A 20,237-nucleotide genomic window follows, 5' to 3' on the forward strand; every position below is an offset into this window, starting at 1 on the left:
CCCTGTGATCGGGTGCCGGTCGGCTCGCTGTCAGACTTGCGTGATCATGCCCCGATCGGGAGGACTTTCGTCATTCCGACCCAGACTTCCGGGAGTCCGGTACGTCGGGGCCGGCCGCGCGGACCTGCTGGACCTTGGCCAGCGAGTCGCGGAGCTCGGTCAGCCACTCGTCCGTGTTGCGCCCGACGAGGCGCACGCACCAGGCGAGGGCGTCGGCCCGGCTGCGGGCGACGCCGCCCGCCACCAGGGTGTCGAGGACCTTGCGCTCCGGCTGGCGCAGGCGCGTCATGACCGGGACCGCCAGGTGCGTGAACAGGACGCGGTCGTCGCCGGACTGGACGGCCCAGGCGACCTTGCGGCGGTAGAGCTCCTCCGCCTCCCGCGCGACCTCGATGCGCTGCTCGCGGGTGCGCTCGCGGAACTCCTTGACGGATTCGGTCGCCGGGATGGTGCCGACGACCGTGATCTCCTCGCGGTCGACCGAGACGTCGACCAGGGACTCGTACACGTCCACCGGAAGGCGGTCCGCGAACCAGGTGCGAAGCTGCTCGCTCTGCTCGGATGTAATCATGTAATCAACGTTGCATCCGGTTTCGGCTTGATCGCAAGCAGATTCGTGTTCGCTCTCAGCCCATAGAGCTCAGCCCATCGAGCGGTACCGGTGGATCAGGGAGACCGCCATCGCCCCCTCGCCCACGCCCGAGGCCACGCGCTTGACCGAGTGCGCGCGCACGTCGCCGGCCGCGAAGACCCCGGGGACGCTCGTCTCCAGCGGGTACGGGGCGCGCTCCAGGCTCCACTCGGCCGGGAGCTCCCCGCCGTTCGCGATCAGGTCGGAGCCGGTGAGCACGAAGCCGTACTCGTCGCGCTCGACCACGCCCGACAGCCAGTCCGTGTGCGGGCGGGCGCCGATGAAGGTGAACATGAACCGGGCCGGGACCCGCGTGTCCTCACCCGTCGTCGCGTCGTGCAGGGTCAGCTCCTCCAGGTGCTCCTCGCCGTCCAGCCTGACCACCGTCGTACGGACCTTGACCTCGATGTTCGGGGTGCGGTCGATCTCGTCGATCAGGTAGCGGGACATGCTCGCGTCCAGGGATTCGGCGCGGACCAGGATGGTCACCCGGGCCGCGTACTTGGCGAAGTGCACCGCCGCCTGACCGGCCGAGTTGGCGCCGCCCACGATGAACACGTGCTGCGAGATGCACGCCGAGCTCTCCGTCGTCGCCGCGCCGTAGTAGAGCCCCGCACCCTCGAAGCGGTCCGCGCCCGGGGCCTCCAGCCGGTTGTACGAGACCCCCGTGGCCAGCAGCACCGTCTCGGCGCTGATCTCCGTACCGTCGGCCAGCGTCAGGATCTTCGCCGGGTCGTCCCGGGTCAGCGACACCACCTCCACCGGGTGCAGGATCTCGGCGCCGAAGCGGGAGGCCTGGATGGTGGCGCGGCGGGTCAGGTCCCCGCCGGAGAGGCCCGACGGGAAGCCCAGGTAGTTCTCGATCAGGCTGGAGGTGCCGGCCTGGCCGCCCGGGGCGCGGGAGTCCAGCATCAGCGTCGACAGCCCTTCCGAGGCCGAGTAGACCCCGGCCGCCAGGCCCGCGGGGCCGGCGCCGACGATGACGCACTCGTAGTGCGGGCGCGAGGCGGTGGTGGCCAGCCCCAGGCGCTGGGCGAGCTCGGTGTCGGACGGCGCGGAGAGCACCGCCCCGTCCGGGAAGCGGACCAGGGGCAGCGCCGCGCCGGGCTGGGCGGCGATCAGGGTCAGCGCCTCGGGATCCCGTTCGACGTTCAGGAAGCGGAACGGCTGGCCGTTGCGGGTGAAGAAGTCCCGGACGGCGTGCGTGCCGGGGGAGACGAGGTGTCCGGCGACGATGATCCCGTCGTACGCGGGGCGGTAGGTGGCCAGCCAGTCGGAGAGCAGGTCGTCCAGGACCGGGAAGAGCCGCTCGTGCGGGGGGTCCCACGGTTTGAGCAGGTAGTAGTCCAGCCGGACCCGGTTGATGGCGGTGATCGCCGCGTCGGTCTCCGCGTACGCCGTGAGCAGCACGCGGCGGGCGTCCGGGAAGCGGCTGACGGCTTCCAGCAGGAACTCCACGCCGGTCACGTCGGGCATCCGCTGGTCCACCAGGAACAGCGCCGGGTCGTGGCCGCGTTCGTCGAGGGAGTCCAGGATCTTGAGGGCGTCGGCGGCGGAGGACGCGCCGAGCACCCGGTAGCGGTCGCCGTACGCGCTGCGCAGGTCGCGGCGGACGGCCCGCAGCACCTGCGGATCGTCGTCCACGGCCAGGATGACCGGCTTCCTGCTCTCGGCCCGCTCCGCCGCGGCCCCGTGGGCGGCGGCGGTGGCGGTGGCGGTGGCCGTGGCGCTCTCCGGGGCCGCGCTCATGCCGCGTCCAGCATCAGCTTGTCGGCGTAGCACCAGGCCCATGTCTCGCCGGGCTCGTGCGAGGCCGCGATGGGGTGCTCGGTGGAGCGGTAGTGCTTGGTGGCGTGCCGGTTCTTGGAGGAGTCGCAGCATCCGACGTGCCCGCAGCTGAGGCACATCCTCAGGTGGACCCAGCTGTCGCCGAGAACGAGGCACTCCTCGCAGCCCTCGGTGCCTGGTTTCACCGGACGTATCTGATCGATGTGTGTGCACAACAGGTCCGTCGTCATCGTCCCCGTCCCTCTCCTCGATCCTTCGCGCACCCGTGATTCACGGCGCGTCCAGACCATAGGGCGGCGCCCCCGTAATGGTTCAGTGATTCGGCCGAGGTCATGAAGTCTCGCGGCTACTTCATGACCTCCCGGAGCGACTACCTGAAGTGCCCCTGCGACCTGCCCCCCCACCTCATGAAGTCGCATACGGGCGCTTTGACGCAGCCCTCGGGCACAAGCAGTGTGGGTCACGCCAACGACAACAGGCGGCGCCTGGAGGAATCCGTGAGCAGAAAGATTCTGGTCATTGTCTCCGAACACGGTTACTGGGCCGAAGAACTGATAGGCCCCGTATCGAAGTTCGACGAGCGGGGCTACGAAGTCGTATTCGCCACGCCGACCGGAAAGCGTCCGCACGCTCTTCCGCCGAGCCTCGACGCGAACTTCATCGACCCTCCACTGGGACGCTCGGTCACCACCGAGGAGAACGCCCGGCTGGGGCGGGAGTTCGAGCAGTCGAGCCGGCTGGACACGCCGCTCGACATCGAGGCGTGGGCACCCGAGCGCCCGTACACGAGCGACGAGGGCTACCTGCGCAAGCTGGAGCAGTACCACCGCGATCTGGAGAAGCTGGAAGCCGAGATCGCCGGCTACGACGCCCTCCTGATCGTCGGCGGCAGCGGCCCCATCGTCGACCTCGCCAACAACGAGCGCGTCCACGCGCTGATCCTGGCCTTCAAGAACGCCGGCAAGGTCGTGGCCGCCGAGTGCTACGGCGTCGCCTGCCTGGCCTTCGCCCGCGACTGGGGCGACCGCAAGAGCATCATCTGGGGCAAGCACGTGACCGGCCACTGCAAGGAGTACGACTACAAGGACGGCACCGGATTCCTCGGTACCGACTTCAACATGGGCCCGCCGCCTTACCCGCTGGAGTACATCCTGCGCGATGCCACCGGGCCGCGCGGCGCGTATCACGGGAATTTCGGTCACCCGCTTTCGGTGATCGTCGACTACCCGTTCGTGACCGGCCGTTCCACCCCCGATTCATATCTGACGGGGCAGAAGATCGTGGAAGTCCTGGAGGACGGTCTCACCCGTTACGGGTGGTAGGGGGAATCATGGAAGCCACTCCCGGACGGGAAAGGCTGATCGAGCAGTTCAAGGCCGACGGCCTGAATGTGATGTTCGGAAATCCGGGGACGGTGGAACAGGGATTCCTCGACGCGGTGGACGCGGCGGAGGACTTCCACTACGTCCTCGCCCTCCAGGAGACCGTGGCCGCCGGCATCGCCGACGGCTACGCCCGGGCCACCGGCGGCGCGGCCCTGCTCCAGCTGCACTCCGGGGTCGGGCTGGGCAACGGCATCGGGATGATGTACCAGTCGCTGCGCGGCCACACCCCGCTCGTCGTGGTCGCCGGCGACGCCGGGGTCCGCTACGACGCCATGGACGCGCAGATGGCGTCCGACCTGGTGGCGATGGCGAAGCCGGTGACGAAGTACGCGACCCGGGTCACCGACCGGCACTCCGTACTGCGCACCGTCCGGCGGGCGGTCAAGATCGCCCTGACCCCGCCGCGCGGACCGGTGTTCGTGGCGCTGCCCATGGACGTACTGGACGAGCTGAACTCCGAGCCCGTCCTGCCCACCCGGGTGCCGCTCACGGACGTGGCGCCCTCGCCGGCCTCGGTGGGGCGGGCGGCGGAGCTGCTCGCCTCCGCGGAGCGGCCCGTGGTCCTCGTCGGGGACGGGGTCTCGCTCTCCGGGGCCCAGCGCGAACTCGTCGCCGTCGCCGAGCTGCTGGGCGCCGACGTGTACGAGGTGGACTCCTCCGAGGTGAACATCGCGGCCTCGCACCCGCTGCGGCGCGGCCAGAGCGGCCACATGTTCGGCCCGCACAGCAAGGAGCTCGTCGCCGGCGCCGACGGGGTGCTGATCGTCGGCACCTACGTCTTCCCGGAGGTCTTCCCCGAGCTGGAGAGCCCCTTCCGGGCCGGCGCCAAGGTCGTCCACATCGACCTGAACGCGTACGAGATCGCCAAGAACCACCCGGTGGACCTCGGCCTCGCCGCCGACCCCAAGCAGGCGCTGCGCGCGCTGGCCGGCGTACTGGAACGGCTGCTGAGCCCGCAGCGGCGGGCGGCCGCGGCCTCCCGGCTCGACGCCCGCACCCGGGAGCGGGCGCTGTCCGCCCGGGGCGCGGACAGCGAGCAGGACGGCACGCCGATGGCCGTCTTCCTGCGGACCCTGGCCGAGCGCACCGGCGGGGACCTGATCGTCTTCGACGAGGCGCTGACCACCTCGCCGCTGGTCACCCGGTACCTGCCGCCGGAGCGCCCGGGCGACTACCACCTCACCCGGGGCGGCTCGCTCGGCGTGGGCCTCCCGGGGGCGGTCGGCGCCAAGCTGGCCCGCCCGGAGCGGCTGGTCGTCGGCTTCGCGGGCGACGGCGGGTCGATGTACACGTACCAGGCGCTGTGGACGGCGGTCCGGCACGGCATCGACGCCAAGTTCGTGGTCTGCAACAACCGCAAGTACCGGCTGCTGGACGACAACATCGCCCAGTACTGGCGGGAGCGGGACATCCCGGAGCACGGCTTCCCGGGCTCCTTCGACCTCTCCCACCCCGAGATCGACTTCGCCGGCCTGGCGCGGGCGCTCGGCGCCGAGGGGATGCGGGTGGAGAAGCCGGACGAGGCGGTCGCCGCCGTCGGCCGGATGCTGGAGCACCCCGGACCGTTCCTGGTCGACGTACAGATCTGATCCACCGCCGCGGCCGCCGCGGCGCACCGCCGCACCGCGCCGCGCCGTCGCGGCCCACCGCACCGCACACCACCACGGACAGGAGGAGACCGCATGCCCGCCGAGCGGCTGACCGAGGACGCGATCCGCACCTTCGCGGAGAACTGGTACGTGGCCCTGGACCAGCACCTTCCCTTGGACCAGGTGCTCCCCCTCATCACCCCGGACCTGGAGTTCAAGGTCCCCGAGGACACCTTCCTCGGACACCAGGGCTTCGGCCGCTGGTACGAGGCGGTCACGCACCGCTTCTTCGACGAGGTCCACACCGTCACGAAGGTGGAGCCCGTCATCGAGGGCGACCGCGCCGTCGTGCGGGTCCTGGTCAACTGGCAGGCCAAGATCTGGGACCCGCCGGCCGCCCGCAGCGAGTGGCTCGGCTTCGACGCCGACCAGACCTGGACGGTCGTGGCCGGTCCCGACGGACCGCTGATCAAGCAGTACACCGTCAACGACCTGGCCCCGATGCCCGGTTCCGGCTCGCTCTGAGCCGGCGCGGGCGGGGGAAGGAGAAGCGACGATGACCGAAGTGACACGGGAACGGGTCGAGGCGGCGTACGCGGCCCTCGGCTCCGGCGACCGGGCCCGCATCCTGGAGTACTACTCCGAGGACCTGCGCTGGCTGGTGCCGGGAAGCCACCCGCTGGCCGGCTGGTACGAGAGCCTGGACGCCTTCCTGGAGCTGATGGGGCAGACCCACAAGCTCACGGGCGGCACCTTCCGGATGGACATCCAGGCGGTCCTCGTCGGAGAGGACTGCAGCGCCGACGTCTGCCGCAACGTCGCCCTGCGCGACGGCGCCGACCAGGCCAGCCAGTCCCCGTACGAGCGGATGGACTACCCCGTCTTCCACTTCATGCGGTGGCGGGAGGGCCGGATCATCGAGGGCCGCGACGGGCTCTTCGGGGACTCGGCGACCGCCTTCAGCCAGTTCTGGGCGCCGTTCGCGCCCGACGGAACCCGCCGCGACCGATAGGGGGAGGAGCGCTGTGGACGCACGACAGATCCTTGAGAAGTACTACGAGTACGCCAACGCCGGCGACTGGGACCGCTGGTGCGACCTGTTCGCCGAGGACCAGGTCATGGACGAGCAGCTCGCCGGACACATCGAGGGCCTGGAGGTCCTGCGCTCGATGATGAAGGGCATGGGGACGATGTACCGGGTCTTCCGCAACGAGCCCGTGCACTTCCTCGTCGACGGGGAGAAGGCCGCGGCCGTCTCCCACCTCAGCGCTGTCAGCCCCGCGGGCGAGACGATCGAGGCCGAGGTCATGAACTTCTTCCGGATCGTGGACGGAAAGATCGCGTACATGGCGAACTACCACGACACCGTCCCCTTCCAGGTGCTGGGCCAGGGCTGAGGGGGGCCGACTCGTGGGAAACGCCGAGAGAGAAGAGTACGACTACGTCATCGTGGGATCCGGCACCGCGGGCAGCGTCCTCGCGAACCGGCTCTCGCAGGACCCGGACGTCTCCGTCCTGGTCCTGGAGGCGGGCGGCAACCGCATCCCGCCCGAGGTGGACGACCCGTCCTCCTGGTACAAACTGCTCGGCGGACCCGTCGACTGGGGCTACACCAGCGTCCCGCAGCCCGGGCTCGACGGCCGCCGTACGTACGAACCGCGCGGCAAGGCCCCCGGCGGCAGCAGCAACCTGTACATCATGATGCACATCCGGGGCCACGCCTCGGACTTCGACAACTGGGCCTACCAGGGCGCCGCCGGCTGGGGGTACGAGGACGTCCTGCCGTACTTCGCCCTCCTGGAGGGCCAGGAGGACGCCACCGCGCCCACCACCGGCACCCGCGGCCCGCAGCGCATCACCAACGCCGGGCAGCACGGCCCCAACCCGGTCTCCCGCGCCTTCATCGACGCGGCCGTGGAGCTCGGCCACCAGGAGATCGCCGACTTCAACACCGACGGACCCCGGCGCGGCCTCTTCGGCACCGGCTGGCACCACATCGACGTGGCCGACGGGCGCCGCCAGGGCACCCTCGCCGCCTACCTGGAGCCGGCGCTGGAGCGGTCCAACCTGACGCTGCGCACCAGCGCCCAGAGCACCCGGCTGCTCTTCGACGGCGACACCTGCACGGGCGTGGAGTACGTGCAGCTGGCCCCGGCCGCCGAGTTCCCCGGCCGGACCGTCCGCGACGGCCACAGCACCGCCGCCGAACCCGGGCTCCACTCCGTACGGGCCCGCCGCGAGGTGATCGTGGCCGCCGGGGCGATCGAGTCGCCGAAGCTGCTGCTGCTCTCCGGCATCGGCAACCCCGAGCAGCTGCGCGAGCACGGCATCGAGGCGGTCGCGGCGCTGCCCGGGGTCGGCGAGAACTTCCACAACCACGTACTGACCGGGCTGATGGCCGAGGTCACCCAGGAACTCCCGCCCCCGGCACAGAACCTGTCGGAGAGCGCTCTGTTCCTCTCCTCACAGCCCGGTCTTCCCGCGCCCGACCTGCAGATCGCCTTCGTGCACGTGCCGTTCGACGTGATCGTCGGCAAGGACCACCCGAACACGGTGAGCATCCTGCCCGGTGTCGTGCGCCCCGTCTCGCGCGGCTGGATCCGGCTCGCGAGCGCCGATCCGCTGGCCCACCCGCTGATCAACCCGAACTACCTGGGCGACCGGTGGGACCTGGAGCGGATGGTGCAGGGCATCAAGCTGGCCCGGGAGATCTTCGCGACCTCGGCCTTCTCGCCCTGGTACAAGCAGGAGCTCCAGCCCGGTCCCGGCTACGGATCCGACGAGGACCTGCGGACCTTCGCGAAGCAGAAGTCGGAGAGCTACCACCACCAGGCCGGCTCCTGCCGCATGGGCATCGACGACCTCTCCGTCGTCGACCCCGAGCTGCGGGTGCACGGCGTACGCAACCTGCGCGTCGTCGACGCCAGCGTGATGCCCGCCGTCCCGTCGGGCAACTGCCACACCGCCATCGCGATGATCGCCGAGCGCGCGGCGGACTTCCTGAGGGGGACCTCCCGTGCCTGACGCCGTACTGCGCGAGGGCGCGCTGAGCGGGACCCGGATCGCGGTCCTGGTCGAGAGCGACTTCTACGAACCCGAGATCTTCTACTACGGGCGCCGGTTCGCCGAGGAGGGCGCCGAGGTCGACTTCCTGACCCGGCTGTGGGGCAACGACTCCATCACCTTCTCCGGGCACGAGTACCGGGCGCCGTTCACCGCCGACAAGTCCCTGGAGGGGCTGAGCGACGAGGAGCTGCGCCGGTACGCGGCGATCATCGTGCCCTCGGGCATGGTGGCCGACCGGCTGCGCTACACCGAGGACGTGGACGTACTGGCGCCGGCGACGGAGCTGCTGCGCCGTGCCTTCGAGGAGCCGACGGTCCTCAAGGGGATCATCTGCCACGGCATGTGGCTGGCCGCCTCGATCCCGGACAAGATCCGCGGCCGCAAGGTGGTGTGCCACAACAACCTCATCGGCGACGTCCGCAACATGGGCGCCGAGTACGTCAACGAGGACGTGGTGGTCGACGGCGATCTGGTCACCGGCCGCACCGGCGCCCACCACCACCTCTTCGCCCGCCGGATCATCGAGCTGATCGCGGCGGGGCGGGGCCGGGGGAGCGCCTGATGCCCGGCGCCGGGGAGCGCCCGATGGTCTGGTCGCACGTGGGCCTGAACTGCGTGGACCAGAAGACGACAGAGGACTTCTACACCCGGTACTTCGGTTTCACCCGGGCCCGGGTCGTCGACCTCGGGGAGGCCAAGATCGTGTTCCTGCGCAAGGGGGACGCCTACCTGGAGCTCTTCGCGGCGGACACCGGCCCGGCCCGGCCGGCGCCGGGGGTCCCCCCGGCGGTGGCCGGGGGAGACGGGCCGCAGGCCCCCGGCCGGATGCGCCACCTGGCCTTCCAGACCGACAGCGTGGACGCGTTCCTGGCCGAGCTGGGGGACGCGGCCGAAGTGACCCTGGGCCCGCTGGACTTCGACGACTTCATCTGCGGCTGGCGGACCGTGTGGGTCCGCGATCCCGACGGGGTGATCGTCGAGGTCAGTCAGGGATTCGAGGACGACCGCTCACACGACAAGGACGGTGCATGACATGGCGGACGCCGTGAGCTTCTCCTTCTCCGACACCATCGCGGGCTACGTCGGCCGCTTCGACTCCGAGTCCCGCCTGCTGCGGCTGAAGACCTCGGACGGGCGCGAGTTCGACGTCTCGCTGGCCGGCGACCCGAGCGCCGAGCTGGTCCGCAACCTGGAAGAGCCGTACATCGACGCCTCCGGGCACATCGACGAGATGCTCTCGCCGGGCCGGTTCCTCTTCGTCTACGGCGTCCACTACCCGGAGCACGGCGGGCGTTTCGACGCCAAGCGCCTGGTGTTCCTGGGCCGCGGCGCCGAGGACTACCGGTTCGAGGAGCCGAGCTGGTGGGTCAAGCAGATCGAGTCGCTGGCCGACTTCTACAAGCGGGCGCAGTTCGGCGAGGGCCCGGTGGACTTCACCGAGTACCGCACCGAGATCCGGCTCGGCGGCGACAAGACCGCCAGCCACGTCCAGGAGACCGACACGATCTCCCGCCTGGTCTACGGCATGGCCTCGGCCTACCTGCTGACCGGCAAGGACGACTACCTGGAGGTCGCCGAGCGCGGCACCGAGTACCTGCGCAAGCACATGCGGGTCGTGGACAGCGAGGAGGACGTGGTCTTCTGGTACCACGGCATCAGCGTCGACGGGGACAGCGAGCGCAAGCTGTTCACCTCGGAGTTCTCCGACGACTACGACGCGATCCCGATGTACGAGCAGATCTACGCGCTGGCCGGCCCGATCCAGACGTACCGGGTCACCGGTGACATCCGGATCAAGAACGACGCGGACGCCACCATCCGGCTGTTCGACAAGTTCTTCAAGGACGAGGAGCAGGGCGGCTACTACTCGCACATCGACCCGATCCTGTTCAGCGCGGACCACGAGTCCCTCGGGGAGAACGCCGAGCGCAAGAACTGGAACTCGGTCGGCGACCACGCGCCCGCGTACCTGATCAACCTGTACCTGGCGACCGGCGAGCAGAGGTACGCCGACTTCCTGGAGTACACCTTCGACACCATCGCGGACAAGTTCCCGGACTACAAGAACAGCCCGTTCGTCCAGGAGCGCTTCTTCCGCGACTGGTCGCACGACACCGCGCACAGCTGGCAGCAGAACCGCGCGGTCGTCGGGCACAACCTCAAGATCGCCTGGAACCTGATGCGGATGAACTCGCTGAAGGCCAAGCCGGCGTACGAGGACCTCGCCAAGAAGATCGGCGAGATCATGCCGGCCGTCGGCAGCGACGTCCAGCGCGGCGGCTGGTACGACGTGGTCGAGCGCGTGAAGGACGGCGACCAGGAGACGTATCGTTTCGCCTGGCACGACCGCAAGGCCTGGTGGCAGCAGGAGCAGGCGATCCTCGCCTACCTCATCCTGAACGGCACGGTCGGCGGCGACGCCTTCCTGCGCGAGGCCCGGCAGGCACAGGCCTTCTACAACACGTTCTTCCTCGACCACGACGAGGGAGCCGTCTACTTCAACGTGCTCGCCAGCGGTATGCCGTACCTGCTCGGCACGGAGCGGCTCAAGGGCAGCCACTCGATGTCCATGTACCACTCGGCGGAGCTCTGCTACCTGTCCGCCGTCTACAACAACCTGCTGATCAACAAGCGGGAAATGGACTTCCACTTCAAGCCCGACCCGACCAACCTGCCCGACCGCGTGCTGCGGGTCTCGCCCGACCTGCTGCCCGCCGGCTCCGTGCAGATCGCGTCCGTCGAGATCGACGAGAAGCCGTACCGGGACTTCGACGCGGACGGTCTGACCGTCAAGCTGCCGGACGTCCAGGGACGGGTCAAGGTCAAGGTCCGGCTGCGCCCGGTGACTTCATAGCGCTCAACGGGGGGCGCCCCGACTAGAGGGGAAAGCAATGTCTCTGAACGTCAAGGAACGCCGCAACAAGGGCGGTACCGTCCTCGTCGCCACCGGCGAGATCAACAGTGAGACCTCCGGACAGCTGCTGCAGTCCCTGCTGCCGCTGGTCCGCGAGGGCCGGCCGCTGCGGATCGACCTCACGGCCGTCACGTACGTGTCCAGCGCGGGCCTGCGCACCCTGCTCGTCGTCTACCGCGAGGCCCAGCACGCCGGGGTCGCGGTCACCCTGTACGGGGTGAGCGAGGAAGTCCGGTTCGTCATGTCGGCCACCGGCTTCCTCGACTTCTTCGAGACCGGTGAGGCGGCGGCCGCCCAGTCCAAGGCCAAGCCGGCCGTCAAGACAGCGGTCGCGCGATGACCGAGGCCCGGTCCGAGCAGGTGCTGCGCGTCGACGCGTACCCGACCCACGAAGTGGGCGGGTACCGCGTCCGCGCCGGCAAACCGTTCCCCTTCGGGGCCAACGTGGTCCCCGGCGGGGTCAGTTTCTCCGTCTTCTCCGACCAGGCGACCTCCATGACCCTGGTCATCTTCAAGCGCGGAGAGCCCGAGCCGATGGCCGAGCTGGAATTCCCCGAGGAGTTCCGCACCGGCAGCGTCTTCGCCATGACGGTCTTCGGCCTCGACCACGAGAACATCGAGTACGGGTACCGGGCCGACGGCCCCTACGACCCGGTCTCCGGCCACCGCTTCGACGCCCGCCAGGTCCTCTCCGACCCCTACGCCCGGCTGATCTCCGGCCGCGACGTGTGGGGCGTGGAGCCCGACCGCAGCCGCGGCTACCAGTACCGCTCCCGCGTCTGCCTCCAGGACTTCGACTGGGGCGACGACACGCCGCTGGGGCTGCCCGCCGAGGACCTCGTCGTGTACGAGACCCACGTGCGCGGCTTCACCCGGCACCCCTCCTCGGGGGTGACCGCCCCCGGCACCTTCGCGGGGCTGCGGGAGAAGATCCCGTACCTGAAGGAGCTCGGGGTCAACTGCGTCGAGCTGCTGCCGGTGTTCGAGTTCGACGAGAGCGACAACATGCGCTCCAACCCGGAGACGGGCGAGCACCTCTTCGACTACTGGGGCTACAACACCGTCTCCTTCTTCGCGCCCAAGGCCGGTTACGCGGCCACCGGACGCTACGGGATGCAGGGCGACGAGTTCCGCACCCTGATCAAGGACCTGCACGCGGCCGGCATCGAGGTCATCCTCGACGTCGTCTTCAACCACACCGCCGAGGGCAACGAGCAGGGCCCGACGATCTCCTTCAAGGGGCTCGACAACGCCACGTACTACATGCTCACGCCGGAGGGGTACTACTTCAACTTCAGCGGCACGGGCAACACGGTCAACTGCAACCACCCCGTCGTGCGCAACTTCGTGCTCGACTGCCTGCGCCACTGGGTCGCCGACTACCACATCGACGGCTTCCGCTTCGACCTCGCGGCCATCCTCGGCCGGGACCTGGACGGCACGCCGCTGCCCAACCCGCCGCTGCTGGAGATGCTCGCCTACGACCCCGTCCTGCGCCACACCAAGCTCATCGCCGAGGCCTGGGACGCGGGCGGCCTCTACGAGGTCGGCAACTTCCCGGCGTACGGCCGCTGGGCCGAGTGGAACGGCAAGTACCGCGACACCGTGCGCAGCTTCCTCAAGGGCGACCCCGGCGTGACCGGGGAGCTGGCCACCCGCATCGCCGGCTCGCCCGACCTGTACTCCACCCGCGGCACCTCCGCCTCGGTCAACTTCCTCACGGCCCACGACGGGTTCACCCTGGCCGACCTCGTCTCGTACAACGACAAGCACAACGAGGCGAACGGCGAGGGCAACAACGACGGGGCCAACGACAACAACAGCTGGAACTGCGGGGCGGAGGGGCCGACCGACGACCCCGAGATCAACCGGTTGCGCACGCGCCAGATGAAGAACGCGATCGCCATCCTCATGACCAGCCAGGGCATCCCGATGCTCCTGTCCGGCGACGAGGTCGCCCGCACCCAGCAGGGCAACAACAACACGTACTGCCAGGACAACGAACTGTCCTGGTTCGACTGGGACCAGGTCGACGAGAACGCCGAACTGCTGCGGTTCACCCGCGAGATGATCGCCTTCCGCGGGCGCCACCGGGAACTGCGTTCCACTTCCCACCCCACCGGCCAGGTCCGCGAGAGCCTCGGGCTGCCGGACATCAGCTGGCACGGCGAGCGGGCCTGGCAGCCCGACTGGTCGGCGGACAGCCGGCTGCTGGCCGTGGCCCGCTGCGGCACCGGGGACGACGACGTGGTGTACGTGGCCATGAACGCGCACTGGGAGGCGCACGACCTGGAGCTGCCCGCGCTGCCGCACGGGCGCAGCTGGCACCTGTTCGCGGACACCGGGGCCGAGGCCCCGCACGACATCCGCACCCCGGGCGGAGAGCCCGAGCTGGAGAACGCCGGGAAGTACCTGATCGGTCCGCGCTCGGTCGTGATCCTGGTCGGCCGGACGCCCGATCCCGAGCTCTAGCCGCCTCCACCCGATCTGACCGAACGCTCCCATCGCAGCGTCGAAGGAGACCTGACATGCCGCTTTCCGTGTCCCTGAGCATCGAGGGCGACACCACCGTGATCGAGCTGGCGGGCGAGCTGGACGCCAAGACCGCGCCGGATTTCCACCAGACCATCGAGAAGGCCGCCGGGCACGGCACCGGAACGGTCGAGATCAGGATGGCCGGCGTCGGCTACATGGCCAGCGCCGGACTGCGGTCCCTGGTCTTCGCCCAGCAGAAGGTGGCCAACCACGTGACCATCAAGGTGGTCGGCGCGATCGAGCCCGTGTCCCGGACGATCCGGACGGCCGGGCTGGACCGCAGCATCGTGCTCTCCGATGAGTGAATCGCATGAGTGACATGGTCGAACTGGCGAGGACGCCCGCCGAGCTGGAGGTGCCCGCCACGCTGGGGGCGCTGGGCGACATCGCCGCGTTCGTCCTGCGGCTGGCCGGCCGGGCGGGCCTGGGCAAGGGGCCCGCGTACCGGATCCGGCTGGCCGTGGACGAGCTGGCCACGAACATCGTGATGCACGGGTACCGGGGCGGCGACGGGCGGATCACCGTCCGCGGCCGCTCCGGGCCGGGCCGGGTGCAGATCTCCATAGCGGACTCGGCACCGGCGTTCGACCCCGTCGAGGGCTGCCTGCCCCCCGCCCCCGGGGTTCCCCCCGAGCGGCGCAGGATCGGCGGACTCGGCATCCACCTGGCGCTGACCAGCGTGGACGAATTCAGCTACGTACGCAGGGACGGCCGCAACATCAGCACGCTGACTGTGAACGCTGAGGGGACGGACCCATGCCCTCCACGACGGTGATCATTCTCGACGAGTACCCGCCGCCGCCGCTCGAACTGCTCGACGCGCTCCGCTCGATGGACGCGGAACTCGTCGCCCGCACGCTGACGGAGCTGCGGAACGGCCCCCTGGACGGCCTCCCCGTCGCCGACGTCCTGCTCGCCCCGGCCGAGGCCCACGGCGAGTCGGTGCGCCTCGCGGTGCGGCGGCTGCGCCGCTGGGCCGGGGCCCCGATCGTGGTCGTCTGGACGGTGACGGAGTTCGCCGCGCTGGAGGAGCACGTCCGGCTCGGGCACGACTACCTCGTCCCGCCCTTCCTGCCCGCCCTCGTCGGGGCCCGGCTGCACAGCTGCTCGGAGCGGGCCGGACTCGGCCGCACCCTGCGCGAGGCCGACGCCCGCGCCGAACTCATGGGCTACGAGAAGGAGCTGGAGATCGGCCGGGAGATCCAGGCCGGCTTCCTGCCCGAATCGCTGCCGGTGCCCGAGGGCTGGGAGATCGACGTCCGCTTCCGGCCGGCCCGCCAGGTCGCCGGGGACTTCTACGACGTCTTCGAGATCTCCCGCGGGCGCCGCCTGGCCTTCGTCGTCGCCGACGTCTGCGACAAAGGGGTCGGCGCCGCCCTGTTCATGGCCCTGATCCGTTCGCTGCTGCGCCACACCGCGGAGAACAGCGGACTCCAGCACCTCGTGGCCGCCGGGCGCGCCGGCGGCAGCGGACGGATCCCGGTCGTCGGCGCCACACCGCTGCTCAACGCGGTCACCGCGACCAACGGCTACCTGACCCGCAACCACCTCAGGCAGGGGTACTTCGCCACTCTGTTCTTCGGTGTGCTCGACCCCGTGACCGGCAGCCTCGTGTACATCAACGGGGGCCACAACGCGCCGCTGCTGCTGCGCGCCGAAGGCGGCGACCCGCTCGCCCTGGAGGTCACCGGACCCGCCGTCGGGGTGCTGCCGGACTGCGTGTACACGCTCGGCTACGCCCAACTGAACCCCGGCGACACCCTGTTCGTGTTCACCGACGGAGTGCCGGAGGCCCGCTGCCCCGACGGCAGCTTCCTCGGTGACGAGCGGATGCTGGAGCTGCTCGCCGGCCCCCCGGTGAGCGGCAGGGAGGTGGTCGACCTCATGGACACGGCGGTACGGGAGCACACCGGAACGGCGGAACAGCACGACGACGTCACCATGCTGGCCCTGCACCGGCCACGTGCGGCGCGGGGGCCGCACGCGGACCGGACCACGGCCGCCGGCCGTACGGCGGTGGCCTGATGGCCCGGACCATCGTGGTGCACTCGCACCGCGGGGGCACCGGGAAGTCCTCGGTACTGGCGAACCTGGCCCTGCTGATCGCGGGCCAGGGACGCCGGGTGGGGGTGGTCGACACGGACATCCAGTCGCCCACCCTGGACCTGCTCTTCCGGCTCGGCCCGGGTCCCTCCCTGGCCGACTACCTGCTCGGCCGCTGCGAGATCGAGTCCGCGGCGCAGCCGGTCGGCGTGCCCGGGCTGTACGTCGTACCGGCGCGGACCGGGACGGCGGCGCTGCGCGAGCTCATGACCAGCGGCTATGACGTCGGGCTGCTGCCCGAGGGCTTCGACCGGCTGATCGAGCACTACGCGCTCGACGTGCTGCTGCTCGACACCCACGCCGGGCTGAACAACGAGTCGGTGACCGCCATGGCGAGCGCCGACGTGCTGATGATCCTGGCCCGGGCCGACCGGATCGACCTCTCGGGGGTCGAGGAGACCATCGCCCTGGCCGGGCGGCTGGCCTGCCGGCGCGCTCTGGTCATGAGCATGGCGCCCGAGGGCGTCGACGGTGAACTGGTCCGCCGGCGTGCCGAGGAGGTGTACGGCGCCCCCCTGGCCGGAATCCTTCCGTATGTGCCGGAAATGGCCGCCCTGTACGGCGAACGCATATTCGCCGAAGCCCATCCCGACCACCCCCTGGTCGGTGAATTCCGCACCATCATCTCGGCGTTGGACGCACCTCACGAAGTATCGCGCGCCTGACGCTCCCCCCTTACGCCCCCTGCGGGGGGCGTGTTGAATCGGCAGCGATTCCAGAACAAGGAGAGAGTCATGAAGATTCTCGTCGTCATGACGGCCAAGGCAACGCTCCACCTGTTGGACGGGGAACAGCACCCCTCGGGTTTCTGGGCCGAGGAATTCGTCGTTCCCTACACCCTCTTCAAGGCCGCAGGCCACACCGTGGACGTGGCGACGATCGGGGGCCAGGCCCCCACGGTCGACCAGACCAGCATCGACCCCCAGTTCCTCCAGTGGGTCCGCCCCGAGGGCTCGCCGAACGAGGACGCGGCCAACGCCGCCGAGTACGTGAGAGTCATCGAGGACACCGCCCAGCTCAAGAACCCCATCGCCCTGGAATCACTCGGAGAGAAGGACATAGCCGAGTACGACGGCATCTACGTCAGCGGCGGCCACGGCGCGATCGGAGACCTGCCCCACTCCGACGAGCTCGCCCAGATCCTGCGCTGGGCCATCGCCCAGGACAAACCGCTCGCCACCGTCTGCCACGGCCACACCTCGCTCCTCGCACTGCGCGACGGCGAGGGCCGCTGGCCGTTCGAGGGCTACCGGATGACGGCCTTCTCGCACAGCGAGGAGCTGGTCACCAACATGGCCGGCCGCCTCCCGCTGATCCTGGAGGCCGAGCTCACCCGGCTCGGCGCGCGCTACGAGAAGGCCGAGAAGATCTGGGACTCGCACGTGGTCGTGGACCGCAAGCTCACCACCGGCCAGAACCCGTACTCCTCCAAGGCCCTTGCCGAGACGTTCCTGACACAGCTCGCCAAGGTATAGAAAGCCCCCGCATCCGACACCGGAAGGCAGCCATGACCAAGCGCGCGCTCAGCGACCAGCCCTTGGCCAACCCCGGGAAGCTGTTCATCGGCGGCACATGGGTCTCGGCCCAGGACGGCCGTACCGAGCCGGACATCAGCCCCGTGGACGGGCAGGAGATCGTACCGGTGGCGCAGGCCGCCGCCGCCGACGCGGACGCGGCCGTGGCCGCCGCCCGCGCGGCGTACGAGGAAGGTCCCTGGAGCAGACTCTCCGCCCAGGAACGCGCGCTGCGGCTGAACCGGGTCGGTGAGCTCATCGAGCGCGACCTGGAGGAGATCGCCCTGCTGGAGACGGTGGACATGGGCAAGCCGTTCGCCTTCTCCAGCACGGTCGACGCCCCCATGGCCGCCCAGCTCATGCACTACTACGCCGGCGCCGTCACCCGGGTCGACGGCTCCTCGCGGGCCCCGGCCGGTGGGCAGCTCGCGTACACCCTGCGCGAACCGCTGGGCGTGGTCTGCGCCATCACCCCGTTCAACTTCCCGCTCCTGCTGTCGATGACGAAGATCGCACCGGCCCTGGCGGCGGGCAACACGGTCGTCCACAAGCCCTCCCCGGCCACCCCGCTCACCGCGCTGAAGATCGCCGAACTCTTCCAGGAGGCGGAGATCCCCGACGGCGTGCTGAACGTCATCACCGGTCCGGGCGTGGAGCTGGGCGAGACCCTCACCGGCCACCCCGACATCGACAAGATCGCCTTCACCGGCTCCACCGCGGTGGGCCAGACGATCATCCGCAAGTCGGCCGGCACCCTGAAGAAGGTGACGATGGAGCTCGGCGGCAAGTCCGCCAACATCGTTTTCGCCGACGCCGACCTCGACGCCGCCGAGGAGCTCGCCTTCTTCGGCATCTACTACAACAAGGGCGAGATCTGCACCGCCGGCTCGCGCCTGCTGCTCCAGCGCCCCATCCACGACGAACTGGTCGAACGCCTGGTGAGCCGGGCCGCCGCCCTCAAGCCCGGCGACCCGCGCGACCCGGAGACCCTGTTCGGGCCGCTGGCCCACCGCGGCCAGTTCGAGAAGGTCAGCTCGTACATCGAGGTGGGCGAGAAGGAAGGCGCCGTCCTGCGCACGGGCGGTACCGGCTGGACCCCGGAAGGGGCCTCCAGTCAGGGCCTGTACTTCCTGCCGACGATCTTCACCGGCGTCGACAACGGCATGCGGATCGCCCAGGAGGAGATCTTCGGGCCGGTCCTGTCGATCATCCCCTTCGACACCGAGGAAGACGCGATCCGGATCGCCAACGACAGCGCGTACGGGCTCGCGGCGGGCGTGCACACCAAGGACCTGCGGCGCGCCCACCGGGTGGCCTCCCAGATCAAGGCGGGCACCGTCTGGGTGAATTGCTACAACCAGTACGACCCCTCCGTGCCGTACGGCGGCTACAAGGCCTCCGGATACGGGCGCGAGTGCGGACCGGAATCCCTGGAGAGCTACACGCAGACCAAGTCGGTCTGGATCGGCATGGACTGAGCGCCGGCCCACCGACCGACCCACCGACCGACCGAGTAGGAGCGGAAATGCGCACAGGCGTCATCGGCACCGGACGGATCGGTTCCACCCTCGCGCGGATCCTGGTGGCCGCCGGGCACGAGGTCGTGCTGGCCAACGCCCGCGGACCCCGTTCCCTCGGCCCCTTACTGGCCGAACTCGGCCCGGCGGCCTCGGCGGCGCACCCCGCCGAGGCCGCCGCACAGGCCGAACTCTCGGTGCTGATGGTGCCGTACGCGAGCGTCCGCGGACTCCTCCCGTCCGCGGCCGTGCAGGACAAGGTGCTGGTGGACGCCACGAACGCGTTCAGCGGCGGTGGGAAGCCCGCCGATCTGGGCGGCCGGGCCTCCAGCGAACTGGTCGCCGAGTGGTATCCCGGCGCCCGGGTCGTGAAATCCCTGAACACCATGCATTTCGAGACTCTCGCCGTCGCCGGCACAGCGGAGGGCGAACGCCTGGCCCATTTCACGGCGGGCGACGACGAGAAGGCGAAGGAAATCGTCGCGGGAATCATCGCGGATTTGGGATTCGCTCCCGTCGACACCGGCCCGCTGCACTCCGGAGGAATTCTCCAGCAGCCCGGCGGGCCCCTTTTCAACCGGCCGCTCACGGAAGCGCAGGCGCTGGCATGGATCTCTCACTGAACGTGAACGGAAGACCCGAGCAGTTCGCGGCGGAGCCGAACGAACTGCTCGTCGAACGGCTCCGCGACGGCCTCGGGCTGACCGGCACCAAGGTCGGCTGCGACACCGGACAGTGCGGCACCTGCGTCGTCCAGCTCGACGGACGCTCCGTCAAGAGCTGCCTGGTCCTCACCGCCTCCGCCGCGGGCTCCCGCGTGACCACCATCGAGGGGGTCACCACCCGCGGCGGCGAACTCAGCGGCCTCCAGGAGGCCCTGCGCCAGGAGCACGGGACCCAGTGCGGGTTCTGCACCCCCGGCATGGTCATGGCCCTCGGCGAACTCGTCGAGAACACCGCCGACCGCGAGGCGCCCACCGAGCCCGAGATCCGCGAGTGGCTCACCGGCAACCTGTGCCGCTGCACCGGCTACCACAGCGTCGTACGCGGTGTGCAGCGCGCCTGCTCCGCCGCCCGGACCGAGATACCCGAGGAGATCAGCGGCGCCGCCGCCGTCTCCGCGCCCGGCGGGCCCGGGCCCGAGCCGGCGTCCGTGCCGGCCTCCGCGTCGGCGTCCGGCCAGGAGGTGTGAGGG

22 protein-coding genes are annotated in these 20,237 nt (G+C 70.1%); 19 read left to right on the forward strand and 3 right to left on the reverse strand.

Annotated elements, in window-relative coordinates; all coding sequences use genetic code 11:
- Window positions 1–70 precede the first annotated feature (70 nt).
- From CP980_RS27405 to CP980_RS27415, 3 genes are all read right to left on the reverse strand, one after another.
- The gene (locus CP980_RS27405; protein ID WP_132761169.1) at window positions 71–571 is read right to left on the reverse strand and encodes a hypothetical protein; all 501 of its coding nucleotides are present in this window, start codon (window positions 569–571) and stop codon (window positions 71–73) included.
- Between the two features lie 69 nt (window positions 572–640).
- Window positions 641–2,380, reverse strand: coding sequence for an FAD-dependent oxidoreductase (locus CP980_RS27410; protein WP_150529280.1), 1,740 nt, complete (start codon window positions 2,378–2,380; stop codon window positions 641–643).
- Complete coding sequence (locus CP980_RS27415) at window positions 2,377–2,649, reverse strand: UBP-type zinc finger domain-containing protein (RefSeq protein ID WP_099893790.1); 273 nt, start codon at window positions 2,647–2,649, stop codon at window positions 2,377–2,379. Before CP980_RS27415 ends, CP980_RS27410 begins: the two co-directional genes overlap by 4 nt.
- 267 nt (window positions 2,650–2,916) lie before the next feature.
- Between CP980_RS27415 and CP980_RS27420 the strand changes: the two genes are divergently transcribed.
- The 19 genes from CP980_RS27420 to CP980_RS27510 all read left to right on the forward strand — a co-directional run bounded on the left by CP980_RS27420 (window position 2,917) and on the right by CP980_RS27510 (window position 20,234).
- Window positions 2,917–3,741 carry a type 1 glutamine amidotransferase domain-containing protein gene (locus CP980_RS27420; RefSeq protein WP_132761171.1) on the forward strand — a complete coding sequence of 275 codons (825 nt, stop codon included), beginning with the start codon at window positions 2,917–2,919 and terminating at the stop codon, window positions 3,739–3,741.
- An 8-nt stretch (window positions 3,742–3,749) separates the two neighbouring features.
- Complete coding sequence (locus CP980_RS27425) at window positions 3,750–5,393, forward strand: thiamine pyrophosphate-binding protein (RefSeq protein ID WP_150529281.1); 1,644 nt, start codon at window positions 3,750–3,752, stop codon at window positions 5,391–5,393.
- A 93-nt stretch (window positions 5,394–5,486) separates the two neighbouring features.
- Complete coding sequence (locus CP980_RS27430) at window positions 5,487–5,918, forward strand: nuclear transport factor 2 family protein (RefSeq protein WP_132761173.1); 432 nt, start codon at window positions 5,487–5,489, stop codon at window positions 5,916–5,918.
- Window positions 5,919–5,949: 31 nt separating this feature from the next.
- Window positions 5,950–6,405, forward strand: a complete 456-nt coding sequence (locus CP980_RS27435) for a nuclear transport factor 2 family protein (RefSeq protein WP_099893793.1) — start codon at window positions 5,950–5,952, stop codon at window positions 6,403–6,405.
- Window positions 6,406–6,418: 13 nt separating this feature from the next.
- Complete coding sequence (locus CP980_RS27440; protein WP_048477847.1) at window positions 6,419–6,790, forward strand: nuclear transport factor 2 family protein; 372 nt, start codon at window positions 6,419–6,421, stop codon at window positions 6,788–6,790.
- Window positions 6,791–6,803: 13 nt separating this feature from the next.
- The gene (locus CP980_RS27445; RefSeq protein WP_132761174.1) at window positions 6,804–8,417 is read left to right on the forward strand and encodes a GMC family oxidoreductase; all 1,614 of its coding nucleotides are present in this window, start codon (window positions 6,804–6,806) and stop codon (window positions 8,415–8,417) included.
- Window positions 8,410–9,021: a DJ-1/PfpI family protein gene (locus tag CP980_RS27450; protein WP_030157513.1), complete on the forward strand. Its 612-nt coding sequence runs from the start codon at window positions 8,410–8,412 to the stop codon at window positions 9,019–9,021. The genes CP980_RS27445 and CP980_RS27450 overlap by 8 nt, the downstream gene beginning before the upstream one ends.
- Window positions 9,021–9,491 carry a VOC family protein gene (locus tag CP980_RS27455; RefSeq protein WP_208834787.1) on the forward strand — a complete coding sequence of 157 codons (471 nt, stop codon included), beginning with the start codon at window positions 9,021–9,023 and terminating at the stop codon, window positions 9,489–9,491. Before CP980_RS27450 ends, CP980_RS27455 begins: the two co-directional genes overlap by 1 nt.
- A 1-nt stretch (window position 9,492) precedes the next feature.
- Window positions 9,493–11,313 carry an AGE family epimerase/isomerase gene (locus CP980_RS27460; RefSeq protein ID WP_150529282.1) on the forward strand — a complete coding sequence of 607 codons (1,821 nt, stop codon included), beginning with the start codon at window positions 9,493–9,495 and terminating at the stop codon, window positions 11,311–11,313.
- 37 nt (window positions 11,314–11,350) lie between these two features.
- Entirely contained in the window at window positions 11,351–11,713 is a 363-nt protein-coding gene (locus CP980_RS27465) for an STAS domain-containing protein (protein WP_132761176.1), read from the forward strand.
- A complete protein-coding gene (glgX, locus tag CP980_RS27470) occupies window positions 11,710–13,845 on the forward strand; it encodes a glycogen debranching protein GlgX (RefSeq protein WP_229907410.1) in 2,136 nt (711 codons plus the stop codon). The genes CP980_RS27465 and glgX overlap by 4 nt, the downstream gene beginning before the upstream one ends.
- Before the next feature lie 56 nt (window positions 13,846–13,901).
- Complete coding sequence (locus CP980_RS27475; protein ID WP_030157520.1) at window positions 13,902–14,213, forward strand: STAS domain-containing protein; 312 nt, start codon at window positions 13,902–13,904, stop codon at window positions 14,211–14,213.
- Window positions 14,214–14,218: 5 nt separating this feature from the next.
- Window positions 14,219–14,683: an ATP-binding protein gene (locus CP980_RS27480; RefSeq protein ID WP_229907409.1), complete on the forward strand. Its 465-nt coding sequence runs from the start codon at window positions 14,219–14,221 to the stop codon at window positions 14,681–14,683.
- Entirely contained in the window at window positions 14,665–15,933 is a 1,269-nt protein-coding gene (locus CP980_RS27485) for a PP2C family protein-serine/threonine phosphatase (RefSeq protein ID WP_150529283.1), read from the forward strand. The genes CP980_RS27480 and CP980_RS27485 overlap by 19 nt, the downstream gene beginning before the upstream one ends.
- Window positions 15,933–16,676 carry a MinD/ParA family ATP-binding protein gene (locus CP980_RS27490; protein ID WP_132761178.1) on the forward strand — a complete coding sequence of 248 codons (744 nt, stop codon included), beginning with the start codon at window positions 15,933–15,935 and terminating at the stop codon, window positions 16,674–16,676. The genes CP980_RS27485 and CP980_RS27490 overlap by 1 nt, the downstream gene beginning before the upstream one ends.
- Window positions 16,677–16,745: 69 nt before the next feature.
- The gene (locus CP980_RS27495) at window positions 16,746–17,486 is read left to right on the forward strand and encodes a type 1 glutamine amidotransferase domain-containing protein (RefSeq protein WP_150529284.1); all 741 of its coding nucleotides are present in this window, start codon (window positions 16,746–16,748) and stop codon (window positions 17,484–17,486) included.
- Between the two features lie 32 nt (window positions 17,487–17,518).
- Entirely contained in the window at window positions 17,519–19,003 is a 1,485-nt protein-coding gene (locus CP980_RS27500; RefSeq protein WP_132761180.1) for an aldehyde dehydrogenase family protein, read from the forward strand.
- Between the two features lie 47 nt (window positions 19,004–19,050).
- Complete coding sequence (locus CP980_RS27505; RefSeq protein ID WP_099893802.1) at window positions 19,051–19,665, forward strand: NADPH-dependent F420 reductase; 615 nt, start codon at window positions 19,051–19,053, stop codon at window positions 19,663–19,665.
- A complete protein-coding gene (locus tag CP980_RS27510) occupies window positions 19,650–20,234 on the forward strand; it encodes a (2Fe-2S)-binding protein (RefSeq protein ID WP_099893803.1) in 585 nt (194 codons plus the stop codon). Before CP980_RS27505 ends, CP980_RS27510 begins: the two co-directional genes overlap by 16 nt.
- Window positions 20,235–20,237: the final 3 nt, after the last annotated feature.

Origin of the sequence: Streptomyces vinaceus (assembly GCF_008704935.1) — a bacterium.
GTDB classification, from domain to species: Bacteria; Actinomycetota; Actinomycetes; order Streptomycetales; family Streptomycetaceae; genus Streptomyces; species Streptomyces vinaceus.